At 71.2% G+C, this 25,436-nt stretch carries 26 protein-coding genes; 16 read left to right on the top strand and 10 right to left on the bottom strand.

From position 1 onward, the window contains the following. Nucleotides 1–91: 91 nt before the first annotated feature. From B1L11_RS22425 to B1L11_RS22415, 3 genes are all read left to right on the top strand, one after another. Nucleotides 92–1,273 carry a serine protease gene (locus tag B1L11_RS22425; RefSeq protein ID WP_079316294.1) on the top strand — a complete coding sequence of 394 codons (1,182 nt, stop codon included), beginning with the start codon at nucleotides 92–94 and terminating at the stop codon, nucleotides 1,271–1,273. Nucleotides 1,274–1,338: 65 nt separating this feature from the next. After that, a complete protein-coding gene (locus B1L11_RS22420) occupies nucleotides 1,339–1,623 on the top strand; it encodes a hypothetical protein (RefSeq protein WP_079316293.1) in 285 nt (94 codons plus the stop codon). A 167-nt stretch (nucleotides 1,624–1,790) separates the two neighbouring features. Beyond that, nucleotides 1,791–2,903 (top strand): serine protease, encoded by a 1,113-nt coding sequence (locus B1L11_RS22415; protein ID WP_079316292.1) that lies wholly within the window; start codon nucleotides 1,791–1,793, stop codon nucleotides 2,901–2,903. Nucleotides 2,904–2,925: 22 nt separating this feature from the next. Here B1L11_RS22415 and B1L11_RS22410 read toward each other — a convergent pair whose 3' ends face one another. Further along, complete coding sequence (locus B1L11_RS22410) at nucleotides 2,926–4,332, bottom strand: hypothetical protein (protein ID WP_079316291.1); 1,407 nt, start codon at nucleotides 4,330–4,332, stop codon at nucleotides 2,926–2,928. Nucleotides 4,333–4,560: 228 nt separating this feature from the next. After that, on the bottom strand, nucleotides 4,561–5,724 hold the full coding sequence (locus tag B1L11_RS22405) for an NADP-dependent malic enzyme (protein ID WP_256862790.1): 1,164 nt from the start codon (nucleotides 5,722–5,724) through the stop codon (nucleotides 4,561–4,563). A 294-nt stretch (nucleotides 5,725–6,018) separates the two neighbouring features. Here B1L11_RS22405 and B1L11_RS22400 point away from each other — a divergent pair, with 294 nt between their 5' ends. Beyond that, nucleotides 6,019–6,546, top strand: coding sequence for a CGNR zinc finger domain-containing protein (locus B1L11_RS22400; protein ID WP_079316289.1), 528 nt, complete (start codon nucleotides 6,019–6,021; stop codon nucleotides 6,544–6,546). Nucleotides 6,547–6,569: 23 nt separating this feature from the next. On the opposite strand, the gene B1L11_RS22395 is transcribed toward B1L11_RS22400, so the two are convergent. Then, a complete protein-coding gene (locus B1L11_RS22395; protein WP_256862789.1) occupies nucleotides 6,570–6,884 on the bottom strand; it encodes a S24 family peptidase in 315 nt (104 codons plus the stop codon). An 84-nt stretch (nucleotides 6,885–6,968) separates the two neighbouring features. Here B1L11_RS22395 and sodN point away from each other — a divergent pair, with 84 nt between their 5' ends. The 3 genes from sodN (at nucleotide 6,969) to B1L11_RS22380 (ending at nucleotide 8,809) form a co-directional block, all read left to right on the top strand. After that, nucleotides 6,969–7,370: a superoxide dismutase, Ni gene (gene sodN, locus B1L11_RS22390; protein WP_079316288.1), complete on the top strand. Its 402-nt coding sequence runs from the start codon at nucleotides 6,969–6,971 to the stop codon at nucleotides 7,368–7,370. Between the two features lie 213 nt (nucleotides 7,371–7,583). Further along, nucleotides 7,584–8,009, top strand: coding sequence for an ATP-binding protein (locus tag B1L11_RS22385; protein ID WP_079316287.1), 426 nt, complete (start codon nucleotides 7,584–7,586; stop codon nucleotides 8,007–8,009). Further along, complete coding sequence (locus tag B1L11_RS22380; protein WP_030511447.1) at nucleotides 8,009–8,809, top strand: RNA polymerase sigma factor SigF; 801 nt, start codon at nucleotides 8,009–8,011, stop codon at nucleotides 8,807–8,809. The genes B1L11_RS22385 and B1L11_RS22380 overlap by 1 nt, the downstream gene beginning before the upstream one ends. A 148-nt stretch (nucleotides 8,810–8,957) precedes the next feature. Here B1L11_RS22380 and B1L11_RS22375 read toward each other — a convergent pair whose 3' ends face one another. Next, nucleotides 8,958–9,359, bottom strand: coding sequence for a hypothetical protein (locus tag B1L11_RS22375; protein ID WP_256862788.1), 402 nt, complete (start codon nucleotides 9,357–9,359; stop codon nucleotides 8,958–8,960). A gap of 87 nt (nucleotides 9,360–9,446) precedes the next feature. Between B1L11_RS22375 and B1L11_RS54115 the strand changes: the two genes are divergently transcribed. From B1L11_RS54115 to B1L11_RS22365, 3 genes are all read left to right on the top strand, one after another. Further along, entirely contained in the window at nucleotides 9,447–10,076 is a 630-nt protein-coding gene (locus B1L11_RS54115; protein WP_306291691.1) for a diacylglycerol kinase family protein, read from the top strand. 35 nt (nucleotides 10,077–10,111) lie between these two features. Next, nucleotides 10,112–10,438: a hypothetical protein gene (locus B1L11_RS54110; RefSeq protein WP_306291690.1), complete on the top strand. Its 327-nt coding sequence runs from the start codon at nucleotides 10,112–10,114 to the stop codon at nucleotides 10,436–10,438. Nucleotides 10,439–10,724: 286 nt separating this feature from the next. Continuing rightward, nucleotides 10,725–10,979: a WhiB family transcriptional regulator gene (locus B1L11_RS22365; RefSeq protein ID WP_030511444.1), complete on the top strand. Its 255-nt coding sequence runs from the start codon at nucleotides 10,725–10,727 to the stop codon at nucleotides 10,977–10,979. 215 nt (nucleotides 10,980–11,194) lie between these two features. Here the strand turns inward: B1L11_RS22365 and B1L11_RS22360 are convergent, their stop codons facing one another. Further along, complete coding sequence (locus tag B1L11_RS22360) at nucleotides 11,195–12,658, bottom strand: PAS domain-containing sensor histidine kinase (RefSeq protein ID WP_079316317.1); 1,464 nt, start codon at nucleotides 12,656–12,658, stop codon at nucleotides 11,195–11,197. A gap of 68 nt (nucleotides 12,659–12,726) precedes the next feature. On the opposite strand from B1L11_RS22360, the gene B1L11_RS22355 reads away from it, so the two are divergent. The 5 genes from B1L11_RS22355 to B1L11_RS22335 all read left to right on the top strand — a co-directional run bounded on the left by B1L11_RS22355 (nucleotide 12,727) and on the right by B1L11_RS22335 (nucleotide 18,297). Further along, entirely contained in the window at nucleotides 12,727–13,914 is a 1,188-nt protein-coding gene (locus B1L11_RS22355; protein ID WP_079316316.1) for an 8-amino-7-oxononanoate synthase, read from the top strand. Then, entirely contained in the window at nucleotides 13,911–14,639 is a 729-nt protein-coding gene (locus B1L11_RS22350; protein ID WP_079316286.1) for a GntR family transcriptional regulator, read from the top strand. Before B1L11_RS22355 ends, B1L11_RS22350 begins: the two co-directional genes overlap by 4 nt. A 111-nt stretch (nucleotides 14,640–14,750) precedes the next feature. After that, nucleotides 14,751–15,446: a dethiobiotin synthase gene (gene bioD / locus B1L11_RS22345; RefSeq protein WP_256862787.1), complete on the top strand. Its 696-nt coding sequence runs from the start codon at nucleotides 14,751–14,753 to the stop codon at nucleotides 15,444–15,446. A gap of 47 nt (nucleotides 15,447–15,493) precedes the next feature. Then, nucleotides 15,494–16,492, top strand: a complete 999-nt coding sequence (gene bioB, locus B1L11_RS22340) for a biotin synthase BioB (protein WP_079316285.1) — start codon at nucleotides 15,494–15,496, stop codon at nucleotides 16,490–16,492. Between the two features lie 158 nt (nucleotides 16,493–16,650). After that, entirely contained in the window at nucleotides 16,651–18,297 is a 1,647-nt protein-coding gene (locus B1L11_RS22335) for an acetolactate synthase (protein ID WP_079316284.1), read from the top strand. Between the two features lie 54 nt (nucleotides 18,298–18,351). Here the strand turns inward: B1L11_RS22335 and B1L11_RS45475 are convergent, their stop codons facing one another. Continuing rightward, complete coding sequence (locus B1L11_RS45475; protein ID WP_256862786.1) at nucleotides 18,352–20,094, bottom strand: serine/threonine protein kinase; 1,743 nt, start codon at nucleotides 20,092–20,094, stop codon at nucleotides 18,352–18,354. 489 nt (nucleotides 20,095–20,583) lie between these two features. Between B1L11_RS45475 and B1L11_RS22320 the strand changes: the two genes are divergently transcribed. Then, nucleotides 20,584–20,961 (top strand): thioesterase family protein, encoded by a 378-nt coding sequence (locus B1L11_RS22320; protein WP_079316282.1) that lies wholly within the window; start codon nucleotides 20,584–20,586, stop codon nucleotides 20,959–20,961. Between the two features lie 21 nt (nucleotides 20,962–20,982). On the opposite strand, the gene B1L11_RS22315 is transcribed toward B1L11_RS22320, so the two are convergent. The 4 genes from B1L11_RS22315 to B1L11_RS22300 form a co-directional block, all read right to left on the bottom strand. Next, nucleotides 20,983–21,195, bottom strand: a complete 213-nt coding sequence (locus B1L11_RS22315) for a biotin/lipoyl-binding carrier protein (protein WP_143737451.1) — start codon at nucleotides 21,193–21,195, stop codon at nucleotides 20,983–20,985. Nucleotides 21,196–21,225: 30 nt separating this feature from the next. After that, entirely contained in the window at nucleotides 21,226–22,560 is a 1,335-nt protein-coding gene (locus tag B1L11_RS22310) for an acetyl/propionyl/methylcrotonyl-CoA carboxylase subunit alpha (RefSeq protein WP_079316281.1), read from the bottom strand. A gap of 133 nt (nucleotides 22,561–22,693) precedes the next feature. Further along, a complete protein-coding gene (locus B1L11_RS22305) occupies nucleotides 22,694–23,983 on the bottom strand; it encodes an HD-GYP domain-containing protein (protein ID WP_239108954.1) in 1,290 nt (429 codons plus the stop codon). Continuing rightward, the gene (locus B1L11_RS22300; protein WP_079316313.1) at nucleotides 23,980–25,335 is read right to left on the bottom strand and encodes an HD-GYP domain-containing protein; all 1,356 of its coding nucleotides are present in this window, start codon (nucleotides 25,333–25,335) and stop codon (nucleotides 23,980–23,982) included. The genes B1L11_RS22305 and B1L11_RS22300 overlap by 4 nt, the downstream gene beginning before the upstream one ends. Nucleotides 25,336–25,436 lie beyond the last annotated feature (101 nt).

Here is a 25,436-nt window from a genome sequence, read left to right as displayed (position 1 = left end):
AACACGGATAAAAGCGAGAGGTACTGTCTTTACTAGCCCTTTACTGACGGGTGGGACGCATGTGGCGTGCCACGACAGCACCTGGAGATTCATGAACACGCGAGTCAAGCGCCTGATCCTCCCCATCGGGGGCGTGGCCGTCGCCGCCCTCGTCGGGACCACGATGGCGGTCCCGGCTCAGGCCGTCGGTGACACGGCCCACGACACGCTGGCCGGCAGCGGCCTCGCCGCGAAGAACGTCATCGCCTACTGGCTCAACCAGAAGGCCAGCAACCTGGTCAACGCCACCCCGTACGGGTACGAGAGCCAGGTCAGCGCCAAGCACATCTCGACCGGCGGGCCGTCCGCCGACAGCAAGCCCGGCACCGTCCCGGCCACCGGCGGCGGGAAGTCCGGCGGCACCCTGAAGAACGTGAACCTGCCGCGCACCACCGGCAAGGTCTTCTTCCGCGGGGCCGACCACCGGCCGCACTGGTGCAGCGCGACCTCCGTCCAGTCGAAGTACGGCAACCTGGTCGCCACGGCCGGGCACTGCGTCTACGACACCAAGTCGAACCGGGCCACCATGGACCGCTGGGTCTTCATCCCCGGCTACTACCAGGGCAAGGCGCCGTGGGGCATCTACGTCGGCAAGACGGCCTACACCCACTACGACTTCGACGTCTACGAGGACGGCGACCGCGACTACGCCTTCGTGACCGTCTACAACGGCATCAAGGCGGGGCGCGGCGGCGACCTGCGCAACGTCGCCGAGTGGAACTGGAAGCAGGTCGACAGGAAGACCTACCTCAGCTACGACCGCTTCATCCGCAGGAGCACGGGCGGCAAGTACTACGTCGTCAAGTTCACCGACGTCGGCCGGCTCGAGAGCAACGTCGGCGGGCAGGGCCTGGCCTACAACCAGAAGGTCGGCAGCTCGGTCTACGTGTTCGGCTACCCGAGCGGGTCGCACCCGGACGGCAACCACGCCTTCACCGGCCAGACCCTCAAGTGGTCGTACGGCAAGACCTTCGCCGCCAAGGCCCCCTCGGTCAAGGGCGAGGAGCTCGTGGGCGTCAAGTCGTCCTTCACCGGTGAGGGCTCCTCGGGCTCGTCGTGGCTGCTGAGGTACAGCAGCGCCAAGCGGCTCGGCTACCTCAACGGCGTGACCAGCGGCGTCTCCGACACCGACGGCAACCAGCGGATCGACACCAGCGTCTCCCCGTACTTCGACGGCGAGACCTACGGCGTCTACAAGGCCGCCGCCAACAACTGGTCCGGCTCCATCGCCTGACGGGCACCTCGGCGCCGGTCCGCGAGTGGCATGCTGAGTGGACGGCGATCACGAGGAGATGAGCGATGACCCACCCTTCCGGCACGCAGCCCGCCCTCCGGCGCACCCCCCTGAACACGGAGGAAAGGGCGCGTAGCGAGATCACCTTCTCGCAGCTCGTCACCGAACACCTTCTCACGCGAGGGCGGTTCAGGATCACCGCCGACAGCCCGGAAATGGTGGATCTGTGGCAGACGGTCGCCCGCAGGGTGGGTGAGACGCTGCGGCGGCCGGTGGTCAGCTACGCCAACGGCCGGGACATCGTCATCACCTTCGCCCAGGAGGCCCCGGGTCTCACCACACAGGCCTGAGCACCCCCAGGAAGTGCCCCGCCGCGCCGCGGCGGGGCACTTCGGCGTCCCGGGGAGAACCACGCGACGTCCGCGTTGTTTTCCCGACTTGATCCCCATCGCTGTATGTTCCTGGCAGCCCATTCACGTGTGGGGCGCGGGAGACGTTCCACAGCAAGGAGATCCGGTTGAAGCGCATCCTCCTCCCCCCGCTGTGGGGTGCGGCGGCGACGGCCGCGTTGCTCGTCGGCGGGACGGCGGTGCCCGCTCACGCCTACGAGATCACCGTGACGACGCCCCTCGTCTCCGGCGCGAAGGTGGCCTCCGTGATCGCCTACTGGCTCAGGGACGGCGGACGCCCCCTCGCGGCGGCGACACCCGCTTCCGCGCCGGCCGGGATCGCCGCCACTCCCGTCACGGCCGAGGGCGGCGCTCCCGGCGGCGTACGGGGCGTGGTGCCCGCGTCGGCCGGAGTCAGACGGGCCGCCGGCTCGTCGAAGAACGTCAACCTGCCGAGGACGACGGGCAAGGTCTTCTTCGTCGGCTCGGACGGCCGCCCCCACTGGTGCGTGGGCACGTCCGTGCAGTCCGACCACCGCGATCTCGTGGCGACGGCCGGGCACTGCGTGTACGCGACAAGGCCCGCAACGGGAGAGTCCACCGCGACGCCCTACCGATACTGGATCTTCATTCCGGGGTACGCCGGCGGCGGCACGCCCTGGGGCGTCTATGCCGGCGACCGGGCCTTCGCCCACAGCGACTTCACCAGGTATGGCGACCTGGACCGCGACTACGCGTTCGTCAGCGTCCACACCGGCGTGCTGCCCAGGCGCGTCACGCTGCGGGACGCGGCGCAGTACGCGGCGTTCTCCGCCGGGCCGAAGTACCGCACGGCCACCGGCTACACCGGCCTCAGGCTGCTTTCCGCGGGGCGTCTCGGCGACAAGGTCGGCGGACAGGGCCTCGCCTACAACCTGCCGGTCGACCGCCCGCTCGCGATCTTCGGCTACCCGATGGGGACCGCCGAGGGCCCCGCGAACGGGCGCACCCGGCTCACCCGTGCGTACGGCAAGCCCTTCCTGGCCCAGGACCTGTCCAGGAGGGCGAACGAACTGGTCGCCGTCCGCTCGGCGTTCACCGCCGCCTCCGGGTCGCCGTGGCTGGCCGCCTACCGCGGCGTACGCGGTCTGGGATACCTGAACGGCCTGACGATCGGCCTCTCCGGCCCGGGGACCGGCCTGTCGCCCTACTTCGACGGAGAACTGTTCCAGGTCTACAACGCCGCCCGACGCGCGGGCTGACGGTCGGCGTCCCGGCGTCCGCTCAGACGCCGACCGCCTCCCTGCTCGCGCTCTGCCTGCCCACGCCTTCCCTGTCCCCCGCGCCGCCCCGGCCGCGCTCCAACAGCTCCGCCACCCGCGGCTCCGCGGCGTACGGCGCGAACCGGCGGCACATGTCCGCCACGTACGTCCGGGTGCGCGCCGACTGGATGTTCTCGGCCAGATCGAGGGCCGACGACGCCGCCTGGCACGCCTCCTCCAGTTCGCCCTCCTGGATGAGCGCCGTGGCGAGCAGCGAGAGGTTGAACATCTTGCCGCGCACATAACGCCCGTCCATCACCAGCGAGCGCCGGGCCTGCCGTACGGCCCGCGCCCCGTCGCCGAGGTCGCGCAGGCAGTGGGCCGACTTCGCGGCCAGGTAGGCCTCGTCGAAGTAGCCGATCCAGCCGGGCTCGTTCTGGGGCTTGCGCCGGTCGAAGGCGACCTCCGCCTCGTGCAGCGCGCCGCCGCACGCCGTGCGCTCCCCGAGCAGGGCCAGGGCGTGCGCCTCCAGCACCCTGGCCTCGGCCAGCAACGTGCCGACCCCCGAGCGCCGGGCCGCCGCGACGGCCGCCCTGGCCAGCTCCAGACCGTGCCGGGGATGCCCGATGTAGACGGCCTGGTGGCTCATGCCGGCCAGGATCTCGCCGCACAGGGCGTGGTCGCCCGCGCCGCGCGCCAGGCCGAGCGCCTGGATCAGGTAGCGCTGGGCCAGCCCGTGCTGCTCCAGGTCGTAGGCCATCCATCCCGCCAGCCGGGTCAGCTCGGCCGCCGCGGTCGCCAGGGAGCGCCCGGTGGCCTCGCCGTACGCGCCCTCGCGCAGCAGCGGCGTCACGGCGGTGTGCAGGTAGCGCACGACCGGGCCGCGGATGCTGCCGCCGCCGAACCGGTTGTCCAGCTCCCCGAACGACCGGGTGACCTCGCGTATCGCGGCCACGTCGGAGGGCCCGACCCGGCGCGGCCCGTTCGCGGAGAGCCGCTCCCCGTCGGGGGCCGCCAGCCAGCGGACGATGCCCGCCGAACCCGCTCCCAGGGCGAAGGTAGAGTCGAGCAGGAACCTGCGCCGCTCGACGTCGGCCCTCCACAGTGCTGTCACGCTTGCCACACCCTCCTCCCACGAATGGGGGAACTCCTGTCCCAGGTCGGCAGGGACCGTTCCGCGCGGCATGCCGATGTCCTCCCTGGACACCTGCCGCCCCAACCGCAGCGAGAAGATCTCGGCGAGCAGGCCGGGAACCGGTTCGCGCGGGCGGCGGCCGCCGATCCAGCGCAGCACGGAACCGTGGTCGTACCGCATTCCCAGCAGCCCCCGGGCCGAGCCGAGACCGTTGAGCCGGCGGGCCAGGCCCTTGCGGGACAGTCCGGCTTCGGTGAGGTGCTGCTGGAGCAGGCGGTTGGGGTCACGTCGCATCGCTCTCCAACCGGGGACAGGCAATAGCCGAGTTGGTTACGGAGAGCTTTCTTTATAGCACTAACCGTGAGGACCTAAAGGGATTCCCAAATGTTTGACGGCGCCGGCAAGGAGACCGACAAGGAAAGACGAAGGGCCGCGTACCGCGCTCGTCACGCGGTGCGCGGCCCTTCCGGGTCCGTGCCTACTACGTCAGTGCCTGCTACGTCCGTGCCTGCCGGAGGGCGGCTACTTGCGGGCGACGCCGTCCTCCCGGGCCTGCCGGGCGACGGCGGCGATCACCGCGGGGGCGACCCGGGCGTCGAACGGCGAGGGGATGACGTAGTTCTCGGCGACGTCGTCCCCGACCACGGCCGCCAGCGCGTCCGCGGCCGCCACCTTCATGTTCTCCGTGATCGTCGTGGCGCGGACGTCGAGCGCGCCGCGGAAGACCCCGGGGAAGGCCAGCACGTTGTTGATCTGGTTGGGGTAGTCGGACCGGCCGGTGGCGACCACCCGGGCGTGCCGACCCGCCACCGCGGGGTCCACCTCCGGGTTGGGGTTGGACAGCGCGAACACGATCGAGTCCGCCGCCATCGCCGCGATGGCCTGCTCGGAGACCGTCGACCCGGACAGGCCGACGAACACGTTGGCGCCGACGAGCGCCTGCTCGGTCGACCCGGACAGGCCGGCCCTGTTGGTGTCGCGGGCCAGCGCCCGCTTGACCGGGTTCAGGTCCTCGCGGCCGGCGTGGATGATGCCCTTCGAGTCGGAGACCGCGATGTCGCCGATCCCGGCGTTCAGCAGGATCCGCGAGACCGCGACCCCGGAGGCGCCGGCGCCGGCCACCACCGCGCGCAGGTCGCCGAGGGATCGCCCGGTGAGGCGGGCCGCGTTGCGCAGCGCGGCGAGGACCACGATCGCGGTGCCGTGCTGGTCGTCGTGGAAGACGGGGATGTCGAGAAGCGCGCGCAGGCGCTCCTCCACCTCGAAGCAGCGGGGGGCGCTGATGTCCTCCAGGTTGATGCCGCCGAACGACGGCGCGAGCCTGACCACGGTCTCGACGATCGCGTCCACGTCGGTGCAGTCGATGCAGATCGGCACGGCGTCGACGTCGGCGAACTGCTTGAACAGCAGGGCCTTGCCCTCCATCACGGGCATGGCCGCGGCCGGCCCGATGTCGCCGAGCCCCAGGACGGCGGTGCCGTCGGAGACCACGGCCACGACGTTGGAGACCCAGGTGTAGTCGTTGACCAGGTCCGGGTTGTCGGCGATGGCGGTGCAGACGCGGGCGACCCCCGGCGTGTACGCGAGCGACAGGTCGTCGGCGTCGCGGACCGGGACGGTGGAGCGGACCTCCAGCTTGCCGCCGCGGTGCAGTGCGAAAGCGGGATCCAGGTCGAGAGATTCCAAGGAAACAGGTGTAACGGTCACAGCGACCCCAGTGTCGAAAGGACGAGTTCCTTCGGTAGACGCCGTCAAGAGAACGAGAGCCCTGGCTTCGGTAGCCGCCGGGGGCCGTCGTCGTTGACGGTCGTCTCTTGAGGGGGGTACGGGGGTCACCCGTTCCCTGATTGTGCCACACGAAGTGACAACCGCCCCTGCCTGATCGGGTCACATATCGTTGCACGATCAGGTGTTCCCCCAGGCCATCGGGCGTGTAATACTCGGCATTGCCAGTGATCTCTTACGTACTTGGGCGCCCCAGTGGACTTGACGTCTTACGCCGAGCTGGCCGTTCAGCTGGTCAACATGGGCGACGAACTCAAAAACCCCTTCTCCCTGCGCGCCCTGCTTGAGGAGACGGGCCGTACGGAGGCGGCCGCCCGCCTCACCCGCCGTGACATCGACGCGCTGTGCGAGCTGCGCGACGAGCTCGCGGAGGTCTTCGCGTCCGCCGCCGCGGGCGACGACGTGGACGTGGTCGAGCGGCTCAACGGGCTGCTGGTCCGCCACCCGGTGCATCCGCAGATCTCGGGGCACGACGGCCAGCCCTGGCACCTGCACCTGACCGAGGGCGGCCGGGTCGCCGACGCCCTCGCGGTCGGGTCGGTCATGGGCCTGGCCAGCGTCGTGACCCGGCTCGGCGTGGACCGGCTCGGCACCTGCCAGGCGACGCCGTGCCGCAACGCCTACCTCGACACCTCCTCCAACCGGTCGCGCCGCTACTGCTCCGAGCGGTGCGCAAGCCGGGCGAACGTGGCCGCCTACCGGGCGCGCAAGCGGGGCGCCTGACCGGGCAGCCCGGAAGGGTGCGGTCAGGAGGCCGGCGCGGGGAAACGCAGCGCAGGCCGGGGCCAGTAACGCAGCACGACCCTGCCGACGACGTCCTCCTCCGGCACGGCGCCGAAGTCCCAGCTGTCGCGGCGCCCGGGGGCCGACTGGTTGTCGCTCTCCAGCCACCAGCCGTCGCCGGTGAGCCTGAAGGCCCGCTTGACGATCAGCCCGTGCGGCCGCCTCGCGACCACCACGTCGCCCGGGCGGACGGGGGCGCCGAGCCGTACCAGCAGCCAGTCTCCCGGCCGCAACGCGGGCAGCATCGAGTCGCCGGAGACACACACGGCGGTGAGCACATCCCCCTCCGCACAGTGATTTCGAGACGAGTAAGGTCGGTTCTGGAACAGTGCTGTCACCAGCATTCCTAAGGAAGGATTCCGATGCTCGCACGACTGCTGCGACCCCGGCACGAGGCGTCCGCCCACTGCGACCTGCCGTGCGGGGTCTACGACCCGGCGCAGGCCCGCATCGAGGCCGAGTCGGTGAAGGCGATCATTAAGAAGTACGCCGACAACGACGACCCGGTCTTCAGGACCCGGGCGCTGCTCATCAAGGAACAGCGGGCCGAGCTGGTCAAGCATCACCTGTGGGTGCTGTGGACCGACTACTTCAAGCCCCCGCACCTGGAGCAGTACCCCCAGCTTCACCAGCTCTTCTGGGACGCCACGAAGCTCGCCGGCGCCGCCGGTGCCAAGGGCACCGTCGACCCCGCCCTGGCCGACGACCTCCTCGCGAAGATCGACGAGATCGCCAAGATCTTCTGGGAGACCAAGGCCGCCTGAGCCCCGGGATCTCGGGCCCCGCACGGTCTCCACGGCCGCGCGGGGCCAGATCATCCCAAGGCCCATACAAACTCCATATTCGGTTGTACGGAATTTACGTGCAGTTACCTCCAAGGAACGCCACAATCAGCGCGTCCAGCCGGGGCAGCACCGCGCGAGTGGCGGTAGGTTGCAGTCAGCGGCACTCAGCCGGCTGAAGGGGCGAGGAGGAACGTGACCGAGGAAACCGAGACGCCTGCGGTGGATCTGACCGGGATTCGCGATGCTGTGAGTGTCCGGCTGCCCGCCGTGAGCGCCTACCTGTCCGTGCTGCGCACGGCAACCGCCGGGCTCGCCGCACGGCTCGACTTCACCCTCGACCAGATCGAGGACCTGCGCATCGCCGTCGACGAGGCGTGCGCCATGTTGCTGCGGCACGCCGTGCCCGGGACGGACCTCCTCGCGGAGTTCGAACTCACGGGCCAGGAGATGACGGTTCGCGTCGAGGTCAACACCCTCGGAGTCAGCTCGCCCAACCGGGAGGACTTCGCCTGGATGGTGCTGACCGCGCTGGCCGACGACGTGGACGCCATCTCCGACCACGCCGACCATCTGGCGATCGTGCTGCGTAAGCGCCGGAGCACGGCGAGGCCGTCGTGATGACGGAAAGGACGAGTGCGATGACCTCCGGCGACTCGGCGGTGCCGGACCGCGTACGCGCGCGCACACTCTTCGCCGAGCTGTCGGAGCTCCCGCCGGACGACCCGAGGCGCCAGCGCATCCGCGACGAGCTGGTCGAGCTCCACCTGCCGCTGGTGGAGTACCTGGCCCGCCGCTTCCGCAACCGGGGCGAGTGGCTCGACGACCTCACGCAGGTCGCCACGATCGGCCTGATCAAGTCGATCGACCGTTTCGACCTCGCACGCGGCGTGGAGTTCTCCACGTACGCCACCCCGACCATCGTCGGCGAGATCAAGCGGCACTTCCGCGACAAGGGCTGGGCGGTCCGCGTGCCGCGCCGGCTCCAGGAGCTGAAGCTCTCGCTCACCAAGGCGATAAGCGAGCTGTCGCAGCGGGAGAGCCGGGCGCCCACGGTCGCCGAGCTCGCCGTCCACCTGGGCATGAGCGAGGAGGAGGTCCTGGAGGGCCTGGAGTCGGCGAACGCCTACTCCACCGTGTCGCTCGACGCGCCGGACTCCGGCGACGACGACGCTCCCGCCGTGTCCGACTCGCTCGGCATCGTGGACGAGTCGCTGGAGGGCGTGGAATACCGCGAGTCGCTCAAGCCGCTGCTGGAGCGCCTGCCGCCGCGTGAGAAGCGGATCCTGCTGCTGCGTTTCTTCGGCAACATGACGCAGTCGCAGATCGCGACCGAGCTGGGGATCTCGCAGATGCACGTGTCCCGGCTGCTCGCCCGGACCCTGGCCCAGCTCCGCGAGGGCCTCACCGCCGAAGACTGATCGTCCAGCCCGGGCCGCCCGGGACGATCAGGCAAGGACGACCGCGACGCCGCGCTCCCCCCCGGCGGCGCCCGGTCAGCAGCCGGTGCCTGCCCTGCGTCCGCTCGGTGTCCGCCCTGGTGCCGGTCTGCTCAGCGTGCCGGTCTGCTCAGCGCGCGCCGTCCTCGCCCATGAGGGCGTGGGTGGAGGCCGGCGCGAGCAGCGCGACCAGGGCGACCGCAGCCGCGGCGATGAGCGGGACGCCGAACGCGTACTGCGCCGACTGGATGAGGCTGATCGCCACCGGAAGCGCGAATATCTGCGTCACCACGGCCGGGCCGCGGCTCCATCGCAGCACCTGCCACACGCCCCAGCCCACCCAGAGCAGCAGGGCGCCGCCGAGCACGCCGAATCCGGCCACCGCGATGCTGGTGACCAAGTCAGTGGGTTTGCCGATCACGGTCTCGACGCCGACGTAACCGCCCAAGGCGAGGGCGAGCAGGCCCTCCGCGGCCAGGACGGCGGCGGCCACGGTCAGGGTGCCGGGGCGGCCGACGGAACTGCTGATCACACCGCCCAACCCTACCCGCAGACATGTGCGCCTCATCGGGAGGGCGTCACCCGGCACGAGCGGTAAACCGTTCGTTAACCTTCAGGCATGCGGGCACTCCTCCTCGTCAATCCCAAGGCGACCTCGACGCACCGGCGTACCCGGGACGTGCTGATCCGGGCGCTCGGCGCCGCCGTCGACCTGTCGGTCGAGGAGACGGCCTACCGCGGCCACGCGACCGCGCTCGCGGCGACCGCGCACGCCAAGGGCTTCGACGCCGTGGCGGTCCTCGGCGGCGACGGCACGATCAACGAGACCGTCAACGGACTCCTGGACGCCCGGCCCGACGGCGGCGCGAGCGAGCGGCCCGCGCTCATCGTGATCCCCGGGGGCAGCGCCAACGTCTTCGCCCGCGCCCTCGGGCTGCCCAACAACCCGGTCGAGGCGACCGGCGCCGTGCTGGAGGCGCTACGCGAAGGGCGCCGCCGGACCATCGGTTTGGGACAGGCAATTTGGCATGACGAGGTTTCAGGCCCGGACCCGGGGGCAGATGCGCCACCTGACCAGCAAAGGTCCAGATATTTCACATTTTGCGCTGGGCTGGGATACGACGCCGAGGTCGTCCGAGCCGTGGAGGGCCTGCGGAGCGCGGGGCATCGCGCGCTGCCCGCTCTCTACGTGAACACGACGGTCCGCCACTTCTTCGTGACGGACGCCGGCGGCCGGCGATCCGGCTGACGCGTCCCGGCCGGCCGACAGAGGATGGGATCTTCATGGCGATCGTGTCGAACACGTCGCCGTGGACGTACGCCGGCACACGTCCGATCAACCCGACGCCGTGGGCCGGTTTCGAGACGGGGCTCGACATGCTCGGGCTCCGGAACATGAGCCTGCCGACCGTGCTCGCGCTCGCGCGGCAGATCATCGGCGAACACCGGGGATTGCCGCGCGGTAAACACCTCGTTCAGATCCATGACGAGGCCGAGTTCACCCTCCACGCCTCCCGCCCGGTCGCCTTCCAGCTCGACGGCGACTACCTGGGAGAACACGAGTGGGTGATCTTCCGCGCTATCCCGGACGCGTTACAAGTCCTCGTCTAGCCTGTTACATGTAGTCATAGTGTGACGCATCCGACAGCCACGACGGGCAAAACCTTGTCCCAAACCTCTTGTGTGGTGTTGGTACGGCTGAAAAGCTGAACTACGACGTCGGAACGTAGGACCTTTACGGAGACCACCGCCTCCGTGAGGAGCCCCGGCGATCACGCGGACGAGCCCGGCCCCCACCCTGGATCCGGGTGATCGTTCGCAGCAGCTAGTGAAAGAGTTCACAAAGTTGACGGCCAGAGGAGCCACGGAGGCTCCACTTTACGAAGGAGTGGAACGCATGGACTGGCGCCACCGCGCTGCCTGCCGTGACGTGGACCCCGAACTGTTCTTCCCGATCGGGAACACTGGTCCGGCGCTCATGCAGATCGAAGAGGCCAAGCAGGTATGCCGGCGATGCACGGTCGCCGAGTCCTGTCTCAAGTGGGCCCTCGAGTCGGGTCAGGACGCCGGAGTCTGGGGCGGGCTCAGCGAGGATGAGCGTCGCGCCCTCAAGCGCCGTACGGCTCGCGCCCGCGCCCGCGCCGCCGTCTGACTCCCCCGCCGCACGCGAACGCCTTCGGTGAATGCCTGCCATGGCATTCACCGAATCGCGGGGCATCGAAGCCCGGCCGGGACGGCCGCGTCGCCTCCCGCCCATAGGGCCGTCTGTCCACCAACGCATCGCGTCCACTATGGCATCCCCCACACGGGTCTCGCACAGCGGGACCCCCTGTGGGACCTCGCGCGATCCGGAGGCCCCGCGGGAGATCAGGCCGACTGCACCGGGATGCTGAGACTGACCTCGGTGCCCCCGCCCTCTCTCCCGGCCACACCCAGGCGGCCCGACAGCTCGCCCACGACCAGCGTACGGACGATCTGGAGCCCGAGGCTTCCGGTGGCGTCCAGGTCGAAGTCCTCGGGCAGGCCCTTGCCGTCGTCGGCCACCGTGAACTCCAGCCGGTCGGCGTCCCTGGAGACGACGACCTGGACGTTCCCGGAGGAGTGGGCGAACCCGTGCTCGACCGCGTTCTGCAGCAACTCGGTGAGCACCATCGCGATGGGGGTCGCGACCGCGGCGGGCAGCACGCCGAAGCTGCCGATCCGCTTGATCGCCACCTGCGCGAGCGCCACCTCGGCCGTCATCGCGATGACCCGGTCGGCGATGTCGTCGAACTCGACCATCTCCTCCGGCATCTGGGCGAGGATCTCGTGGACGATCGCGATCGAGCCGACCCGCCGTACGGCCTCGTTCAGCGCCTCCTGGCCCTCCGGGTTGTTCAGCCGGCGCGCCTGGAGCCGCAGCAGCGCGGCCACGGTCTGCAGGTTGTTCTTGACCCGGTGATGGATCTCGCGGATCGTCGCGTCCTTGGTGAGCAGCTCCCGCTCGCGCCGCCGCAGCTCGGTCACGTCGCGGATCAGCACCAGCGCCCCGATGCGGCCGCCACCGACGATCAGCGGGATCGCCCGTAGCTGCACGACCGTGCCGCCGTTCTCCACCTCGGTCTCCCGGGGGGCCCGCCCGCTGGCGACGAGCATCAGGTCCTCGTTGATCGGCTCGTCGGAGTAGCACAGGTCGGCGGTCGTCTTCCCCAGGTCCGCGCCCACGAGGTCGGCGTGCAAACCGAGCCTGCGGTAGGCCGACAGCGCGTTGGGCGAGGCGTAGGTGACCCGGCCTGCCTTGTCCAGTCGGAGCAGGCCGTCGCCCACCCGGGGCGACCTGACCAGGATCGGCTCCTCCTCCGCGAAGGGGAACCTGCCCTCGGCCACCATCTGCGCCAGATCGGACGCGCTCTGCAGGTAGGTCAGCTCCAGACGGGACGGGGTGCGCGCCGACGACAGGTTGGTCGAGCGCTGGATGACCCCGATGATCGGGCCGTCCTTGCCGCGCCGCACCGGGATCGTCTCCTCGCGCACCGGCACACCGCTGGACCAGTCGGGGTCGCCCTCCCGGCAGATCCGGTGCTCGGTCCAGGCCACGTCGATCAGCGGCCGCTCCCCGATGGCGATGGACATGCCCACGACGTCGTCGTGGTAGACGGTGGGACCGGTCGTGGGCCGCATCTGGGCCACCGCCACCCACCTCGTGCCGCCCTGGTCGGGAACCCACAGGATGAGGTCGGCGAACGACAGGTCGGCGAGCAGTTGCCAGTCCGAGACCAGCGAGTGGATCCAGTCGACGCCGGCGGAATCGAGTGCGGTGTGGCGCGACACCAGGTCGCTGAGAGTCGGCACGAGTGCATGATGCGCCGCCGTCCGGGTCGAAAGCGAATCGACCATCGCCACCTGGCAAGATGCACCTCATGACAGGGCCGTTGGACAGACTGCGCGCGGCCGCCGCCGAGCGGGAGGCGGCGGGGCTGCGCCGCACCCTGCGCCCGCGTACGCCCGACCACGACGGCCTGCTCGACCTGGCCTCCAACGACTATCTGGGGCTCTCCCGGGACGCGCGGCTCGTCGAGGCGGCCGTACGGGCCACCCGGGAGTGGGGCGCGGGCTCGACGGGCTCACGTCTGGTCACCGGCTCCACCCGGCTCCACGCCGAGTTGGAGGACCGGCTCGCCGCGTTCACCGGGGCGGCCCGGGCCCTGGTGTTCTCCTCGGGCTACCTCGCCAACCTCGCCGCGGTCGCCGCCCTCGGGCGGGGCGGCCTGGTCGTCTCGGACGCCGGCAACCACGCCTCGATCGTGGACGCCTGCCGGCTGTCGCGGTCGCGGATCGTGGTCACCCCGCACGGGGACGCGGAGGCGGTGGACAAGGCCCTGGCCGAGCGTGCCGAGGAGCACGCCCTCGTCGTCACCGACGCCGTCTTCTCCGTCGACGGCGACCTCGCGCCGCTGCGCGCCCTGCACGAGGCGGCCGTACGGCACGGCGCGCTGCTGGTGGTGGACGAGGCCCACGCGCTCGGCGTGGTGGGCGACCACGGCAGGGGCGCGGTGCACGCGGCGGGCCTCGCCGGGTGTGCCGACATTGTGAGAACCGTCACGTTGTCGAAGTCCCTGGGCTCCCAGGGCGGCACCGTCCTCGGCGCCCCCGAGGTGGTCGGCACGCTCGTGGACACCGGACGGTCGTTCATCTTCGACACCGGCCTCGCACCGGCCTGCGCCGGTGCCGCCATGGCCGCCCTCGATATCCTGGAAAGCACCGCTGACCTGCCCGGACGCGCCCGGCGGCGGGCCCGGGAGCTGGCCGCGCTGGCCCGCGAGCTCGGCCTGGAGACGACCGAGCCGGCGGCCGCCGTGGTGCCGGTCGTGCTCGGCTCGCCCAGGCTCGCCCTGTCAGCGGGAACCCTGTGTGCGGAACTCGGGGTCCGCGTGGGATGCTTCCGCCCACCATCGGTGCCTCGGGGCCGGTCCTGTCTGCGGTTGACCGCGAGGGCCGATCTGAGGTCCGATGATCTCGCGGTGGTCCGGGGTGCGCTCACCGCTGTGGCCGAGTTGACGATGTTGCCTGAGTTGGGCGATGTGGCCGAGTTGAGGGTGGACAGGTGACGGAGCACAGCGAGGACTCTCCCCGGGTTCCGAAGTACTACGACGTGAAGCGCAGCCTTCTGGAGCTCACCAAGAGCCTGCCCGCGGGCAGCGCGCTCCCGCCCGAGCGCACCCTGGCGGTGCGCTTCGAGACCTCACGGACGACGGTCCGGCAGGCGCTGTCGGAGCTCGTGGTCGAGGGGAGGCTGCTGCGCATCCAGGGCAAGGGCACGTTCGTCGCCCAGCCCAAGGTCGCCCAGGTCCTCCAGCTCACCTCCTACACGGGTGACCTGCGCACGGTCGGTCTGGAGCCGGACACCAAGATCCTCGACATCAGCTACATCACCGCCGACGAGGCGCTCGGACGGCGGCTGGCCATCAACCCCGGCGGCCGGGTCCTGCGGATCCACCGCCTGCGCCTGGCCAACGGCGAGCCGATGTCCATTGACACCACGCACCTGTCCGCCCGCCGGTTCCCCCGCCTGCGGCGCGAGCTGGAGGTGCACTCCTCGCTGTACGAGACCCTGCACAACGCCTACAACGTGCGGCTGACCGACGCCGAGGAGGTCATCGAGACCGTGCTCGCCACGCCGTACGACGCGCAGGTGCTGGGAGTGGACGTCGGCCTGCCCATGCTGCTGCTGACCCGGCACGCCTTCGACGCCGACGGCAACCCCGTCGAGTACGCCCAGTCGCTCTACCGCGGCGACCGCTACAAGTTCGTCACCCGCCTCCGCCGCCCCTGAAATACCGAGCGAGCCGAGGGGCGCGCCTCCGGCACGACATGGCGGATATAAGCGCCCGCAGCGAAGCGGAAAACACAGAGCGAAGCGGGAAACACAGTGAGCATTCTCGTTGTGACCGGGACGGACACCGGGGTCGGCAAGACGGTGGTGACGGCCGCGCTCGCCGTGCTGGCCAGGGAGCGGGGCGCGACGGTCGCGGTGGTGAAGCCGGCGCAGACCGGAGTGGCGGCCGGGGAGCCCGGGGACCTCGACGAGGTGATCCGCCTGTCGGGGGTGACGACGACCTTCGAGATGGGCGCGCTATCCCGACCCGCTCTCCCCCGCCGCGGCGGCCCGGATCTCGGCCTGCCGCCGCTGTCGCTCGCGTCGGCGGCGGCCCGGATCGAGGAGCTGGCCGAGTCGCACCGGCTGGTGCTCGTCGAGGGCGCCGGGGGCCTGCTGGTCCGCTACGACGAGGAGGGCGGCACGCTCGCGGACCTGGCGCGGCGGCTGCACGCCCCCGTCCTCGTGGTGGCGCGCGCGGCGCTGGGCACGCTCAACCACACGGCGCTGACGCTCGAGGCCATGGCGGGCCGGGGCCTCGACCTGGCGGGCGTGGTGATCGGGTCCTGGCCGGCCGATCCGGGGCTCGCCGAGCGGTCGAACGTCGCCGACCTGGAGATGCTCGCCCGCCCGGCCGCTGTCGGGCGCGCTGCCGGAGGGCGCGGGCGCGCTCGGCCGGGAGGCGTTCGCCCGCGCCGCCCGCGCCGGACTGACTCCCGCGCTCGGCGGCATGTTCGACCCGGCCGGATTCCGCTCGACCCTTAAGCTGCCCCTGTGACAGGAGTGCCGCCGAGGACCGACGGGAGTGCCGCGTGAAGACCGACATCCTGGAGATCGCCCGCGTGCGGGTTCTGGACGAGGGCAGGGGCCTCGACGCGGCTCACGCGCTGGAGTGCCTGACGCTGCCGGACGAGCGCCTGCCCGACCTGCTCGCCCTGGCGCACGAGGTGCGGATGAAGTGGTGCGGTCCCGAGGTCGAGGTGGAGGGCATCGTCTCGCTCAAGACCGGCGGCTGCCCGGAGGACTGCCACTTCTGCTCGCAGTCCGGCCAGTTCTCCTCCCCGGTGCGCGCAGCCTGGCTCGACATCCCCTCGCTCGTCCGGGCGGCCGTCGAGACGGCCGCGACCGGGGCGACGGAGTTCTGCATCGTCGCGGCCGTACGCGGACCCGATCGGCGGCTGATGGACCAGGTCCGCGAGGGTGTCAAGGCGATCCGCGACGCGGTCGACATCAACGTGGCCTGCTCGCTCGGCATGCTCACCCAGGCGCAGGTGGACGAACTGGCCGAGATGGGGGTCCACCGCTACAACCACAACCTGGAGACCGCCCGGTCGCACTTCCCCCGCGTGGTCACCACCCACACCTGGGAGGAGCGCTGGGACACCTGCCTCATGGTCCGGGAGGCGGGCATGGAGCTGTGCTGCGGCGGCATCGTCGGCATGGGAGAGACGCTGGAGCAGCGGGCCGAGTTCGCCGCCCAGCTCGGCGAGCTGGAGCCGGACGAGGTGCCGCTCAACTTCCTCAACCCCCGCCCGGGCACGCCGTTCGCGGACCAGCCCCTCGTCTCGGGCACCGAGGCGCTGAAGACGATCGGCACGTTCCGCCTCGCCCTGCCGCGCACGATCCTGCGGTACGCCGGGGGCCGCGAGCTGACCCTGGGCGACCTCGGCACGAGGGACGGCATGCTCGGCGGTATCAACGCGATCATCGTCGGCAACTACCTGACCACGCTGGGCCGCGCCCCCGAGCGCGACCTGGAGCTGCTCGCCGACCTCAAGATGCCCGTCAAGGCGCTCTCCCAGACCCTCTGAGGGCTCGGGAAGGGCGATCGGCTGGAATCCCAGCCTGCGGGGGCGGAGTAGCCGCGACGACACCGGGCATCAGCGGGGGTGACCGACGTTCTCCTGTGGCTGGAGGGCATCGGCCGCCCATCTGTTCCGGTAAGTGACCGACTGGTAGGTTTCACCCTATGGAGTCCCCCAAACACGCAGGCGACATCGCCGTCGCCGTCTCCCAGGCCTACGGCGTGGACACGATGTTCACGCTGTCCGGTGGGCACGTCTTCCCCTTGTACGACGGGGCCGTCCATCAGAACATGCGCATCCTGGACGTGCGCCACGAGCAGAGCGCGGTGTTCGCGGCCGAGGCGACGGCCCGGCTGACCCGCAAGCCCGGCCTCGCCGTGCTCACGGCCGGCCCCGGCGTCACCAACGGCGTCTCGGGGGTCGCCACCGCCCATTTCAACGGCTCCCCGGTCGTCGTACTCGGCGGACGCGCCCCGCGCTCACGCTGGGGCTCCGGGGCCCTGCAGGAGATGGACCATCCGCCGCTGTTCGAGCCCATCACCAAGCTCGCCTTCACGGGATCGGGCGCGGACTCCATCGGGCAGGACGTCGAGATGGCCTTCCGGACCGCCCTGGCCCCGCATCGCGGCCCGGTGTTCCTGGACGTCCACATGGACGACCTGTTCTCCCCGTCGCCCGAGTACGTCTCGGAGACGCTGACCCCGTCGCCGCTTGAGCCCGACCCCGAGGCGCTCGCCGGCATCGCGGGACTGCTCGCCGAGGCCGAGCGCCCGGTGCTGGTGCTCGGCTCGGACGTCTGGATGGAGCGCGCCGAGGAGGCCGCGCGGGACTTCGCCGAGGAGTGGCGACTGCCCGTCGTCCCCAACGGCCAGGGCCGGGGGATCCTGCCGGCCGGGCACGAACTGCTGGTCACCCGCGCCCGGGGCGTCGCCTTCGGCCAGGCCGACCTCGTCATCGTGGTCGGCACGCCGCTCGACTTCCGGCTCGCGTACGGCTGGTTCGGCGGCAAGGAGGGCGCACCGCTCGCCAGGGTCGTCCACATCGCCGACGCGCCCTCCCAGCTCGCCACGCACACCGGCCTGTCCGGCTCGGCCGCCGGCGACCTGTCGGTCGTCTTCTGGGGACTGTCCGCGGCCTGCGGGACCGCCGGGGTGAACCCCAAGGCGTTCGAGCCGTGGGTGAGCAGGCTGAGCGAGGCCGCGGCGGCGGCGACCGCCGGGGACGCGGCCCTGCTGGAGTCGGACGCCGACCCGATCCACCCGATGCGCATCTACGGCGAGCTGAACAGGGTGCTCGCCGACGACGCGGTCGTCATCGGCGACGGCGGCGACTTCGTCTCCTACGCCGGCAAGTACGTCGAGCCGCGCCGGCCGGGCAACTGGCTCGACCCCGGCCCGTACGGCTGCCTCGGCACCGGGCTCGGCTACTCCATCGCCGCACGTCTGGCGAGGCCGTCGTCGCAGGTCGTGCTGCTGCTCGGCGACGGCGCGGCGGGCTTTTCGCTGATGGACGTCGACACGCTGGTCCGCCACCGCCTGCCGGTCGTCATGATCTGCGGCAACAACGGCATGTGGGGCCTGGAGAAGCACCCCATGCAGATGCTGTACGGCTACGACGTGGCGGCCGAACTCCAGCCGCAGTGCCGCTACGACCAGGTCGTCACGGCGCTCGGCGGCGGCGGGGAGCTCGTCACGTCGCCGGCGGAGATCGGCCCGGCGCTGCGCCGCGCCTTCGACTCCGGCGTGCCCTACCTGGTGAACATCGCCACCGACCCGGCGATCGCCTACCCGCGCAACACGACCGGAGTGTGACCGCCGGCGGAGCCCCGCGTACGTCCGTCGCGCGGGGCTCCTGGCCGGCAGGCGTCAGGACGCCGCGGGAGAGCGGCTCGCGGCCGGGCTGGGCGACGGGCTCGGCGAGGGAGTCTGGCACTCCTTCTTCACGGTGAACGTGACCGTCGTGCCCTCCTTCACGAGCGTGTTCGCCGCCGGCTTCTGGCTGACGACCGACCCCTTGCAGTCTCCCTCGCCCTCGTACAGCGGTTTCGGAGTGAGCCCCAGCATGTTGAGCCGCGCCAGCGCGGAGCTCTCGGGCAGGTTCTTGAGCTGGGGCACCTTGATCATGCCCTCGGTCGAGCTCGGCGAGGGCGTCGGCGAGGCGGTGCGGCTCGGCGACGGGCTGGGGGTCGGACTCGGCGTGGGGCTCGGCTTCTTCCTGGTCGGGCTCGGCCGCGACACCGGCACCTCCTGGGAGGGCCTCGTGGAGGGCCGTTTGGTGGGCCGCTCAGGCGACGGACTGGGCGACGGATTGATGATGTTCAGGGACGAAGCGGGCGGCTCGGGGGTCGTGGACCCGGCCGAGGCCATGTTGATGCCGAGGACGGCCAGGCCGCCGACGACGGCGAACCCCGCCACTCCGGCCGCGACCGGCATCCCCCGGCCTCTCCTGGACCGCTGGGCCGCGCGCCGCGCCGTACGGGAGCCCTGCTGCGGAGAGACGACGGTCGCCGGCGGCACGGCCGGGGCGTCGTTCCAGGACTCTCGGGTGACGCGGTAGGTGGCGCCGGTGGCCGGGACGGCCTCCGGCCCACCCGGGTAGGGGCCTGCCTGGGTGAGCGGGCCCGTGGGCGGAGGCGGGGTCCCCATGCCCGTGGCGGGCGGGGCCGCGGTGACGCCCTGCGGGCCGTATCCCCCTCCGGTCAGGCCCTGCGGGCCGTACCCTGCTCCCGCCAGGCCCTCCGGGCCGTACGCGGGCGAGGCGTCCGGGACCACGGTGCTGGGCATTCCGACACCAGGGGCCAGCACCGACTGCCGGGCGGCCTGGCTCATCGCGGCGGCGGACGGCCAGCGGCGCGCCGGGTCCTTCGACATGGCGCGTTCGACGATGGCCCGGACGGCGGGCGGCACGTCCGGCGGCAGCGGTGGCGGCTCCTCGCGGATGTGCTTGAGCGCGATCGTCACCGGCGAGTCGCCGTCGAAGGGACGCTGCCCGGCCAGGCACTCGTACGCCACCACGCCCAGCGCGTAGATGTCGACGGCGGGTGTGACCGGAGCGCCCTCGGCCTGCTCCGGCGCGCAGTAGGCCGCGGTGCCGAGCACCATTCCGGCGTCGGTGAGGCGGCTGCCCTGGTCGGCGCGGGCGATCCCGAAGTCGGTCAGCACGAGCGTGCCGTCGGAACGCACCAGCAGGTTGCCCGGTTTGACGTCCCGGTGCACGATCCCCCGCTCGTGCACGGCCTGGAGGGCGGAGGCGGCCTGGGCGATGAGCTCCATCGCGGGCTCGGCGCCGATGCGGCCGAGGCGGGTCAGCAGGCGGTCGAGGGGCTCGCCGTCGACGAACCGCATGACCAAGTATGCGGTGGAGCCGTCACCGGGGACCTCGGTGACTCCGTAGTCGTAGACGTCGACGACGCCGGGGTGGTTGACGGTCGCCATCGCCCGGGCCTCCCCCTGGAAGCGCACGGCGAATCCGGGGTCGTCGAGACGACCGGGGAGAAGCACCTTGACGGCGACGGTGCGCGCGAGGACGGTGTCCTCGCCGCGCCATACCTCGCCCATGCCCCCGGCGCCGAGCCGGGCGTCCAACCGGTAACGCCCAGCCAGGGTCATGCCTTGGGCCACCATTTGCGCCCCGTACCCCCTAAGTCAATCGACCCCCGAAGGTGTCCAACAAAGCAGGTTCGTGTCGCGGGTAGATAACGACAAGTTCACGGAACCCTGTATGCGTAAGGGATCCAGGCTCGGGGGTCGGAAGTCGAGCCTACCTGTTATCCGCCCGTACTACCGTGCACCGAGCACCGTGCCGTCCAGTTCCTGGGCGTGATCTGGACGACCATGCGGCGGCGGCAGTGCGGGCAGTAACGCGGTGGCTCCATCGCCCTGGCGGCCAGGCAGGCCGCGTGATCACCGTTTCCGGCCGGACGGCCGCAGTGATCGCAGTAGAGGTCCACAGTGCACCACCCTAACCGCTGCCCCGCCTCCGCCGCCCGGAAAGCATCATGGAGTCCCCGCTGCCGATTAAGACGCTTCACGGCCCCTTTTAGTTGCCTGGCAATCTCCACGGGCATCCGGGAATGGCGACCCAATAGGCTGGCTCGCATGAGTGTTGCTCCAGGTCTGCGCGCCGAGGTCCTCATCATGGTGGAGCGCGAGGACACGGCGATCCGGGTCGGCAGCGGCGACGTGCCGGTGCTGGGCACGCCGCGGCTGCTGTCCTTCGCCGAGGGAGCCACGGTCAAGGCCGTCCAGCATCACCTGGAGCCGGGGCAGACCACGGTGGGGACCAGGGTGCTGATCGAGCACCGTCTGCCCAGCCCGGTCGGGATGCACGTCGAGATCGGCGTCGAACTCACGGAGGTGGACGGCAGGCGGCTCGTCTTCTCCGTCAGGGCCGTCGACAAGACCGGCGCCCTGGTCGCCACGGGCACGATCGAGCGGGTCGTGGTCGACCGGGAACGGTTCCTCTCCCGTCTGTGAACCTCCGGCCCGCTCTACTCGTTACTCGATGACGGCGATGACGTCCCCCTCCTGGACGACGTCGCCCTCCTTCACCTGGAGCTTCGAGACGGTCCCGGCGTCCTCGGCGAGAACGGGGATCTCCATCTTCATCGACTCCAGGATCACAAGGGTGTCGCCCTCCTCGACGACCTCGCCCTCGCTCACAACGATCTTCCAGACGTTCGCCACCATCTCGGCGCGCACCTCGGCCACGCGGGAACTCCCCTCAAATAATCCAGCAGATCAAGCTTTTCTCATCCGGGAGACCAGCCCGGTGTCGTAGTCCCCGCTCACGAACTCGGGGTGGTCGAGCAACTCGGCGCAGAACGGCAGGTTGTGCTTCGGGCCCTCGATCCGGAACGCGGCGACGGCCTCCCGGCCCCGCTCCAGCGCCTCCTCGCGGGTGGCGCCGGCGACGCAGAGCTTGGCCATCAGCGGATCGTAGAACGGCGTGACGGTGTTGCCCGCCGCGTATCCCGAATCGATGCGCACCCCCTCGCCCGCCGGTTCCTCCCATACACCGATCTTGCCAGGGCCGGGCAGGAACCTGCGGGGGTCCTCGGCGTAGACGCGGAACTCGATGGCGTGGCCGCTCACCCGCGGCTCGACGGAGTAGGTCTCACCGGCCGCGACCCGGATCTGGTGCTCCACCAGGTCGAGGCCGGTGACCAGTTCGGTGACGGGGTGCTCCACCTGGAGGCGGGTGTTCATCTCCAGGAAGACGAAGTCCTGGGCGTCCGCGTCCACCAGGCACTCCACCGTGCCCGCGCCGCGATACGACACGGCCTCCCCCGCCCGTACGGCCGCCGCCAGCATCCGCTCGCGCAGCTCCGGGGTCACTCCGGGGGACGGGCTCTCCTCCACGACCTTCTGGTGGCGCCGCTGGACCGAGCAGTCCCGCTCGCCCAGGGCGACCACGGTGCCGTCGGCGAGGCCGAGGATCTGCACCTCGACGTGCCTGGCCCGCTCGATGTAGCGCTCCAGCAGGATGGCGGGCTCGCCGCCGAAGCGGGCGGCCGCCCGGCAGGCCTGCTCGAAGGCCTTGGCCAGCGACTCGTCGTCGCGCGCCACGCCCATGCCGATCCCGCCGCCCCCGGCGGCCGCCTTCACCATCACCGGGTACCCGATCTCCGCGGCGGCCCGCTCGGCCTGCGCGAGGTCGGACACCGGCTCCCTGGTCCCGGCGGCGACCGGCACACCCGCGGCCTCCATCAGGTTGCGGGCGTTGATCTTGTCGCCCATCTGCTCGATGGCCTTGGGATCCGGGCCGATCCAGACGAGGCCGGCGTCGATCACCGCACGGGCGAACGCGGCGTTCTCCGCGAGGAACCCGTATCCGGGGTGGACCGCCCGCGCTCCCGTCGTACGGGCGGCCTGGAGGACCTTGTCGATGTCGAGATAGCTCTGGGCCGGATTCGCGGGGCCGAGGAGCACGGCGTCGTCGGCCTCACGCACGAACGGCAGATCGGCGTCCGCCTCGGAGTGGACCGCGACCGCGCGCAGCCCCATGCCCCGCACCGTACGGATGATCCGGCGGGCGATTTCACCACGATTGGCGACGAGAACTGAGTCGAACACGCAGCCAACTCTAGGATGATCCCCCGCTCCGTCCCCCCGACCGTTCCGACTGAACGCGGGGGCCGAATCTGTAGGGTCGCTACAACAACAATGGGCCCGGCGTGGCGTTGGAGGCGTTCCGATGCTACGTCTGCTACAAGCGCGTTACGAGCACAAGTCGGTCGACGACGCGCGCCATCGCCTCCACCACTCCGGGGTCGTAGGCCGACCCGCCGTCGAGGCGCAGCCGCTCCAGGGCCGCCGCCGCCCGGTCCCTGTCGGTCGATCCGCCCACGAGGTCGTCGTACGCGTTGGCGGCCTTGATGATGCGGCTGGCCATCGGCGGCGACTCGCCGAGCGTGTCGCACTGCCGCCGGACGATCTCCGCGACGCCGTGGAGCACGCCGGTCTTCCTGATCACCTCGGCGCCCAGCTCGGCGATCCGCCGCGCCTGCTCGGGGTCGGCCAGCACGGTCGCACCGCCGGGGATCGGATCGCGCAGCGAGAGCTGGCCGATGTCGTGCATGAGCGCGGCGTACTCCAGCTCCAGCAGTTGCGGCTCCGCCATGCCCAGCTCACGGCCGATGGCGACCGACAGCTGGCTGACACGGCGCGAATGGCCCGGCTCGACGTACCCGCCGACCTCGGTGACCCGGCTCAGCGCCCGCACGGTCTGCAGGTAGGTCGCCCGGATGCCGGCGTACTTGCGGAACGCCACCTGCGTGACGAGCAACGGCGCGGCGAACGCGGGCAGCGCGGTCATGTCCATGCTGTGCGAGGCGAGCGCGAGCAGGATGCCCGACGCAGCGACGGCGGCGCCGAGCGGCGCGGCCATCCTGATCTCGTCCCGTACGGCGACGACGAACGCGGTCCTGACCTGGTCGGCCCGGAGCATGGCCGCGATCACCACGTCGGCCGCGAGCATGACCGTGACGAGCACCGCCATCACGCCGAGCGCCGGCCACCAGTTGCCGTGCCGGTCGGCCGTGTCCCCCGCGAGCTTCCCGAGCGGGCCGGTGAGCGGCCGGTAGGCGAAGGCGAGCAGCGACCCGGCGAGCAGCCGCCGGGCCATCGCGTCGAGACGCGGCGGGCGGCCGACCGCCAGGTGCGGCAGCCCGCCCGCGATCATGCCGACCGACATCACCGCCACGACCTGCAGGGCCGAATGATGCGCCGGCCGTCCGCCCACGTCGAGCAGCAGGGCGTACCCGAGGGAGGCGGCGGTGGAGATCGGGGCGACCTCGCGGTTGCCGGGCATCGTGAGCCGGGCGAGCTCCCCGGCGGCGATGAGCGCGCCGAACCCGATGGCGACCCGCGGATCGGTCAGGCCCTCCGCCGCGGTGTGGGCGATCCCCGCCACGGTCAGCATCCCGGCGGCGCAGATGAGCAGGAGCTGGCCCGAGTCGAGCCCCACCGGCCTGGCCGTCAGCCGACGCTCCCTCACCGCTCCGACACCACCTGGATGGGCGTCGTCGGGTCGTCGTGGTCCTTCACCGTGGTCTCCACGGCGGCGTCGTCGGGCGGGACGGGCACCGGCTGAGCCAGGTCCCAGCCGTGCCGGTCGAGCGCCTTGACGAACGCGCACACCATGTCGGGGTCGAACTGGGTTCCCGCGTTCTTGCGCAGCTCGCCGACCGCGAACTCGATCGACTTGGCCTTGCGGTAGGAGCGGTCGGAGGTCATGGAGTCGAACGCGTCGGCCACCGCGATGATCCGGGCGAACTCGGGGATCTCCGACCCGGCCAGGCCCATCGGGTAGCCCTTTCCGTCATGTCGTTCGTGGTGGTGCATGATCCCGGCGAACGCCTCGTCGAGGAAGTCGATGCCCCGCACGATCTCCAGCCCGCGCATCGGGTGGAGCTGGATCGCGGCGTACTCCTCCTCGGTCAGGCGGCCGTCCTTCTGCAGCACCTTGGTCGGCACGCCGAGTTTGCCCACGTCGTGGAGCATGCCCGCGTACCGGATCGCGCGCAGCCGCTCGGTGCCCATCCCGATCTCCTCGCCGATCATGGAGGAGGCCGCGGAGACCCGCGTGCAGTGGCCGCGCGTGTAGTAGTCCTTCGTCTCCACCGCCTGGCACAGCGCCGCGATGGTCGCGTCGTACGCCCGTTGCTCGGCGTGGTAGTGCCCCAGCGCCCACCGGGCCACGAACAGCGGCAGCAGCACGAGCACGGCCGAGATGGACTGCACCGTCGACCACAGGGCCGCGATCAGCAGGCCGAAGGTGGCGAAGCCGACGTAGGAGCTCAGGAACTGCACCATCGCGCGAAGCGAGACCTGGTCTTTGTGCACCGCGGACGCCAGGCGCAGGATGACCGCGGTCAGCGCGAAGTTGACGGCCACGAAGACCCCCGTCGCCGCGGCGTACGGCACCAGGATGCCCGGGAAGTCGGCCGGCTCGGGCAGGTGGGCCCGCCCTCCCGCGCTCTCGTAGGCCCATCCGGCGGCATACCCGCACAGGGCGTACTGCGCGCCGTTGAACAGCCGTTTCACCATCGGCAGGCCGGGGCGCACGCTCACGACCGCGGCCAGCCCGACCAGGGCCGCGCCCTCCGGGCCGACGAGCACCACGGCGGCCAGCGCCGCGGAGAAGCTCACCGACACCGCGACGTGCGGCACGTTGAGCAGCGTCGGCACCGACTCGCAGAGCAGGAAGAGCAGCGCCAGGACCAGAAGCGCCGACCAGTCCTCCGCCGCGAGCCCGTGATGCGCGAGGAGACCGCGCGTGATCACGAGACCGGCGGTTCCGACGAGCGCGACGAAGTAGACCCTGGCGGGCCACGGAAGTTCCCGCATGGCGGCCACCTTGAATGCGGATCGGACCCGTGGGCCGGCCCTGCCGGACCGGCCCACGGGCAGTGACTACGTCCAGGAGATCCCTGGGGTGCCGGCCGCGA

Origin of the sequence: Microbispora sp. GKU 823 (genome assembly GCF_002027145.1) — a bacterium.
In the GTDB taxonomy this organism is placed as follows: Bacteria; Actinomycetota; Actinomycetes; order Streptosporangiales; family Streptosporangiaceae; genus Microbispora; species Microbispora siamensis.
This window is presented reverse-complemented; position numbering and strand designations above follow the sequence as displayed.